The 6,632-nt window shown below is 58.8% G+C and carries 6 protein-coding genes; 3 read left to right on the forward strand and 3 right to left on the reverse strand.

Features of this window, described 5'->3' with window-relative positions; translation table 11 throughout:
- Positions 1-18: 18 nt before the first annotated feature.
- Both BUA94_RS20450 and BUA94_RS23910 read right to left on the reverse strand, forming a co-directional pair.
- Positions 19-1,614 (reverse strand): ABC transporter substrate-binding protein, encoded by a 1,596-nt coding sequence (locus BUA94_RS20450; protein ID WP_073015202.1) that lies wholly within the window; start codon positions 1,612-1,614, stop codon positions 19-21.
- Positions 1,615-1,853: 239 nt separating this feature from the next.
- Positions 1,854-1,985, reverse strand: coding sequence for a hypothetical protein (locus BUA94_RS23910; RefSeq protein WP_268877533.1), 132 nt, complete (start codon positions 1,983-1,985; stop codon positions 1,854-1,856).
- 542 nt (positions 1,986-2,527) lie between these two features.
- On the opposite strand from BUA94_RS23910, the gene kdgD reads away from it, so the two are divergent.
- The 3 genes from kdgD to BUA94_RS20465 all read left to right on the forward strand — a co-directional run bounded on the left by kdgD (position 2,528) and on the right by BUA94_RS20465 (position 5,944).
- Entirely contained in the window at positions 2,528-3,439 is a 912-nt protein-coding gene (gene kdgD / locus BUA94_RS20455) for a 5-dehydro-4-deoxyglucarate dehydratase (RefSeq protein WP_073015203.1), read from the forward strand.
- Between the two features lie 88 nt (positions 3,440-3,527).
- Positions 3,528-4,856: a GH1 family beta-glucosidase gene (locus BUA94_RS20460; protein WP_235860659.1), complete on the forward strand. Its 1,329-nt coding sequence runs from the start codon at positions 3,528-3,530 to the stop codon at positions 4,854-4,856.
- Positions 4,857-4,921: 65 nt separating this feature from the next.
- Positions 4,922-5,944 carry a mannonate dehydratase gene (locus tag BUA94_RS20465; protein WP_073015204.1) on the forward strand — a complete coding sequence of 341 codons (1,023 nt, stop codon included), beginning with the start codon at positions 4,922-4,924 and terminating at the stop codon, positions 5,942-5,944.
- A gap of 493 nt (positions 5,945-6,437) precedes the next feature.
- Here BUA94_RS20465 and BUA94_RS20470 read toward each other — a convergent pair.
- On the reverse strand, positions 6,438-6,632 hold a 195-nt coding region (locus BUA94_RS20470; RefSeq protein WP_139251220.1), incomplete at its 5' end, for a TRAP transporter large permease subunit.

Here is a 6,632-nt window from a genome sequence, read left to right on the forward strand (position 1 = left end):
GATTAGCTCTGGTTCGTGTCAGTCGGTCTTGGTGACGGCTTCAAGGCGTGTCAGACCCCACGGATGGGCGTCATAGCCATGAATGCGTGCGCTCAGGACAAGCGGTTCGAACCGCTCGAACATGGGGAACACGGCCGGGCTGGAAGCGATGAAGTCCTTCTGCAGCTGCTCGACCATCGGAAGGCGCTTAGAGGCGTCCAGCTCCTGGGTTGCCTTGACCCGAAGGGCATGCATCTCGGAGATGTCCCAGTCGGACCGCCAGACGAAGTTGCCAGCATTGTTGGCGGCTGCCGAGTTGTCCGGGTTGTTGGTGAAGTTGTCCAGAGAGCCCAGTGCGGTCGGCTCGGTCGCAGAGGTCTGCGGCATGAGCAGGTCGAAATCACGGGCGCGATGCTGGGCGACGATTTCAGCGCCACTGCCCTGGATCACGTCAACCTTGATGCCGAGTTCGGCAAGGTTGGCCTGAATAGCGGTGGCAATGTCGACGCGCGGCGGCTGGGCGATGGTCTTGATGGTCAAAGAGAAACCATCCGGATATCCGGCCTTGGCCAGCAGTTCCTTGCCTTCCTCAGGGCGGAACGACCAATCCGGATTCTCGATGGCGCCTTCCCAATCCTGCGGGGCCGGAACGTTGCGGGCGCGGCCATAGGGACCAACGATGGTCTTGGCGATGCCGGCATAATCAATGCCATAGGCAGCGATGATCCGGCGGACTTCCGGATTGTTCAGCGGCTCGCGGCCCGCATTCATGGCCAGCGCATAGAAGCCGCCGGTCTTTGCCTTGTCGATGACAAAGTCTTCCTTGCCTTCAAACGAGCGGACATCCGGTGCCGTTAGGGCGTTTGCGATATCGATGTCACCACGTTCCAGCATCAGGCGGGCGGCCTGGCTTTCAGGCACATGGCGGAACAGCACGCGCTTCATAGCGGGCTTTTCGCCCCAGAAATTCGGGGTGGCTTCCAGCAGGACCAGCTCATTGGGCGACCAGCGGCGGACCTTGAAAGCCCCGGAGCCTGCGGTGTTGGTGCGCAGCCATTCGTTGCCATAGTCGTTATTGGAAACGTGCTTCAGCACTTCGACACTGTCGACGACACTGCCCGGGCCGTTGGACATGCGGTAGAGCAGGGCTTCAGGAATGACCGGCACCGCGAAATCGACGCGCAGGGTGCGTTCATCGACCGCCTTGATCAGGCTTTCCGCATTGTCGCCATTGAAGCCGAAGGTCTTGAGACCGGCGGCGGCCGACTGGTTGAGCTTGAACAGGCGAACCAGCGAGAAGGCGGCGTCTGCAGCCGTTACCGGGTTGCCGGAGGCGAACTTGGCGTCGCGCAGGTGGAAGGTGATGCCGGTGTCATCAATGTCCCAGCTTTCCGCGAGCTGGCCGTAGATCTCGCTGGTTTCCGGGTTGAAGGCAATCAGACGGTCATAGGCGTTCGCCAGAATTTCCATGGTCTTGGCGTCCGAACCCTGCTGCGGGTCCAGGGAAATGACCTGTGCGAGGGACGTGCCGACAACGAGCTGGTCGTTGGGCGTCGCGGCCCAGGTTGGGGATGACACTGCAGCAATGGCAAGCAGCGCTGCGCCTGCGATCAGGCGCTTCGAAACATGCTTCATAAAATCCTCCACTCCATACCGATTGCGGCGTCTCTGCCGCTGATATGTCGTAATATGATTATGGCATTTCGACGGTTAAGGCAATAGGGCAGGACGGATACGGCCACCATGCTCGAAAACGCTGCAGAATCACCTCGTTGCGAAAGATTCGACACCCTTGCAGCGTCGTTCTGACAGCTGATTTCTTCTGGCACCCGCGAGTTGGTCTTCAAAGCGTCGCAGGAGAACCTTCCTCAGGATCATTCCATGGCCGTTGTTTCCATGGCCGCCGATGCCTCTGCCAGGACACCAGCACGGAAGGCCGTCATCAATGAGAACAGGGTGCGCCGAATACGATCGGCAAAGATTCTTTTATCAAGCTGGAAGAACATCTAAATTCATATTAATTTCAATAATTTAATTCAATGTACTCATCCGGATTTCTGCTCCAGCGCCGAACGATTCTGGCGTCCACTATGTGGATGACGATTATTGCGTGTGAGTGCTTGCAGCATTCCCGTAAGCCTTGTCGCGTACCCGCGCCCGTATACCCCAATGACCCGCATAGCAGGTTCGGAAATTGACTCTCGGGCAGCGTGGATCGATGTGAGTTAAGTGCTTTCTGGAGCCGGCTTCCGGCAAGGACCCCACCCCAACAGGTTTGAACACTAAATGCATTTTTCCGCTCCCACAAACCTCTAGACAGGTTTTCAAATTCATATTATGTCATATCTCAAATGGGATGGACGGCAGGTCTGGAACAGGCTTTCGGCTGGCGGTGCGCGCCGCTTGAGAGCTTTTCTTCAGGCTTGTTGACGCCTTCATCTGCACGGGACAGCCCGCCGTCTGGCGTATGTGATCCTGAAGGGTGAAGCCGGCTCGGGATCCCGGTTTCAGCGCTACACGACCTTGCCCTTTATTCAGGACCAGACAAATGACGCCAAACGAAGTTAAGGCCGCTCTCGGAAGCGGATTGCTCTCCTTCCCGGTCACCGCCTTCACGGCAGATCTCAAGTTTGACGAGGAAGCCTACACCGCACACATCGATTGGCTGGATGGATTTGGTGCGGCAGCTCTCTTTGCTCCGGGCGGCACGGGCGAACTCTTTTCGCTGACGCCGGAAGAAACCGCGCATGTGACCAAGGTCGCCAAGGCCCATGCGGGCAAGACGCCGATCCTGGGCGGTGCGGCCTATGGAACAGCCATGGCCGTGGAGATGGCGAAGGCTGCCGAAAAGGCTGGCGCAGACGGCATTCTTCTTCTTCCACCCTATCTGATGTTTGCCGAGCAGGAGGGTCTGGTCGCTCACGTGAAGGCTGTCTGTGATGCCGTTGGCATCGGTGTCGTGGTCTATAACCGCGACAACATTCTTCTGACCGCCGACAGTCTTCAGCGTCTGGTCGACAGCTGCCCGAACCTGATCGGCTTCAAGGATGGTCACGGCGAAGTGGACCGGGTGATCGAGATCACCACCAAGCTTCAGGACCGCCTCGTCTATATCGGCGGCATGCCGACCCACGAACTCTATGCCCAGGCTTATTTCTCCGCAGGCGTCACGACCTATTCCTCTGCCGTGTTCAATTTCGTGCCGGAACTGGCACAGAAATTCTATTCGGCCCTGCGCGCCGGAGACAAAGCCACCACTGATCAGATCCTGAAGGACTTCTTCTTCCCTCTGGTGGCCCTGCGCAACCGCAAGAAGGGCTATGCGGTCTCGATCATCAAGGCCGGTGTCGAAGCACTCGGCCGCAAGGCAGGGCCAGTTCGCCCGCCGCTCACCAGCCTGACCGGCGAGGAAATGGATCAGCTCAAGGCCATCATCGCCAAGGTGACCAAGACCGCCTGATCGCGGTGCGGGTTTCACCTCCCGGACCCGCAGAATTCCTGTGCATCAAGCCGGCTCCCGGGCCTTGCCGTCCGGGAGCCTCATGACGATGGAACCTTTGTTGATGTTCACCCACAAGCGCGCCGATTTCGGCCCGGACTTCCTGTTCGGCGTTGCGATGGCCTCCCATCAGATCGAAGGCGGGCAGGCCGATGGCCGCGGCCCGTCCATCTGGGACACCTTCGCCAATACCCCGGGCAATGTCCGTGACTTCGCCAATGGCAACATCGCCTGCGATCACTACAATCGCTGGCCGGAAGATCTGGATCTGATCCGCGATGGCGGGTTCGATGCCTATCGCTTCTCCTTTTCCTGGTCCCGTCTTGTTCCCGAAGGAGTTGGGTCCATCAATCCGAAAGGGCTCGACTTCTACGACCGTCTGATCGACGGCATGCTGGAGCGAGATATCAAGCCGCTTGCAACGCTCTACCATTGGGACCTGCCCAGTGCGCTGCAGGATCGTGGCGGCTGGATGAACCGGGACACGAGCCTTGCCTTTGCGGACTATGCTGCGCTGGTCGCCGACAAGTTTGGCAGCCGTCTGGCCAGCATCGCCACGTTCAACGAACCCTGGTGCATCACGGTTCTGAGCCATTTCCTCGGCGTTCACGCCCCAGGGTACCGGGATGTCCGGGCCACCGCACGGGCCATGCACCACGTCCTTTTGGCCCACGGCCTGGGTATCAAGGCGATGCGGTCCGTTGGCACCAACGAGCAGCTTGGCATCGTGGTGAACATGGAGAAATGCGACCCCGCAACCAACTCTCCTGAAGACATCGAGGCGGCGGCACTGGGCGATGCGATCTTCAACCAGTTCTTCCTCGATGGGGTGCTCAAGGGCAGCTATCCGCAAAAGGTGACCGATATCCTCGCGCCCCACCTGCCGGAGAACTGGCAGGATGACATGCCGACGCTCAACCAGCCGCTCGACTGGGTGGGCATCAATTTCTACACCCGCTTCCTTTACACCGCTGACCCGCGCGTGCCTGTATTCCCCTTCACCCAGGCACGCGGCCCCCTGGAAAAGACCCATGTGGGCTGGGAGGTCATTCCCGAGGCCTTGACCGAGTTTCTGGTCCGGGTGTCGAAGCGCTATCCGGGCCTGCCGATCTACGTCACCGAGAACGGGGCTTCCGAAACCGACGAAGAGCGCCGTATCCGGTTCTTCGACCGCCATTTCGCCGCCATGCTGGAGGCAATGAAACAGGGCGTGGACCTGCGCGGTTACATGGCCTGGACATTGGTCGACAATTTCGAGTGGGCGGAAGGCTGGATGCCGAAATTCGGCATCGTCGGCATGGATCCCGACACGCTCGAGCGTCAGCCCAAGAGCACCTATTACGCCTTTCAGCAGATGCTGAAGGGTCAATCCGTCTGAACGGCGGGTTTAAGAGACAAGAAGACAGCGGCCTGGAAAGGTCTGGAAACAAAGAGGAAAAGACGATGTATGTCGGCACTCAGTTAAGCGGTGGCATGGTCGAGGAATTTGGCGATGCCCACCTGCGTCAGCTGGCCCAGCTGGGTCTCTACCATGTCTGCATCGATCCGGTCGGCAATCCGCGCGACTGGACGAGGGATGATCTCGCCCGTCATATCGAGCGCGTTGATGCTGCCGGTCTGAAGCTCGACATGGTGCAGCTGCCCATGGCCTCGCTCAGCATCGACACCAAGGACATCGACAAGGTCAGCTCTCCGGCCGTCGTTCTCGGCAAGGATCCGGAGCGGGACCGTCAGATCGACGGCATCTGCAAGCTGATCGAAAATCTGGCCGCGCTCGGCGTGCCGTCCGCAAAGTACAATTTCAACATGCTCGGTGTGCCGCGTACGCCGTCCGAACTTGGCCGGGGCGGGGCCCGCGTGCCGACCTTCCGCGCCGACCAGATCACCAATGCGGATGATCTGACCTCTGCCGGTCAGGTCAGCGCCGATGAGATGTGGGAACGCATCACCTATTTCCTGGAACGGGTCATTCCGGTCGCCGAGGCCAACAAGGTGCGTCTTGCCTGCCATCCGCACGACCCGATGACGCCACCGAACTTCCGCGGCATGGAAGAGCGTGTCCTGTCCCATGTCGAGGGACTCAAGCGTTTCGTCTCCATCTGCGAGAGCCCTTATCACGGGCTCAATTTCTGTCAGGGCACGATCGGCGAGAGCCTGGAAAACCCGCGCGATGAAATCGATGACGTCATCCGCTGGTTCGGCAGCCGCGGCAAGATCTTCAACGTCCACTTCCGCAATATCAAGGGCAAGCGCTTCTCCTTCACGGAAGTCTTCCCGGATGAAGGCGACATGGACATGGCACGCAGCCTGAAGGTCTACAAGGAAGTTGGCGTCGACTGCATGATCATGCCGGACCACATCCCGGAGATCGACGGCCAGGCCCCGTTCGAAACCGGCTTTTCCTTCTGCTACGGCTACATCATCGGCCTGTTCCAGGCCAATGGCTGGGACGCCTACGGCAGATAAGGACCAGAGATGCTCCGGCAGACAAACCTGCCGGACTGCACATCTCCGACACGATTGGACCTCCACCTCAGGTGGGGGTCTCAAACTATGGCTGCTTTCGACCTGCTGCCGCTTTCGTCAAAGACTCTAGCTCGGTGTCCACGAAACCGGTCAAAGGCCACTCCTGTCTGATAACCTATTGGCTTCAAAAAGAAATCGCACTTGGGAATAGCGCGCACCCTGCGGCTATGTCGTTTCGGATAAGATAGCTTATGGAACTTAATTTTCACCACAAGCTGGAGCACTTCGTATTTGATCGAGTGAAGCTGGCGTTCGCGAAACCGGAAGTTTCCCCGCTTGCATCGATCTAAGCGGCCATTGTGATGCTGCAATGATACAACCGGCATACTCTCACCTGTCGTCTTCGGGTACAGACATCAAGTCTGAACCAGCAGCTGTCGACTGAAGTTGGGGCCGCTCTCAGCGGCAAAACTCAGGAGCTTACCGATGACCGTCAACGACTCATCAGGTCAGGCAGAAACAGCGTGATTTGCGGGAAAGCCAGCAGCAAAATGAGGATCACGATCTCCATGAAGAGGAACGGCACAATTCCTCGGAATATTGTGCCGAGCGGAACCTTTGTCTGAGCCGCGGCCACATAGGCATTCAATCCGAGCGGCGGTGTCAGCAGGCCGATTTCAACTGTCTT

This window comes from Roseibium suaedae (assembly GCF_900142725.1).
GTDB classification, from domain to species: domain Bacteria; phylum Pseudomonadota; class Alphaproteobacteria; order Rhizobiales; family Stappiaceae; genus Roseibium; species Roseibium suaedae.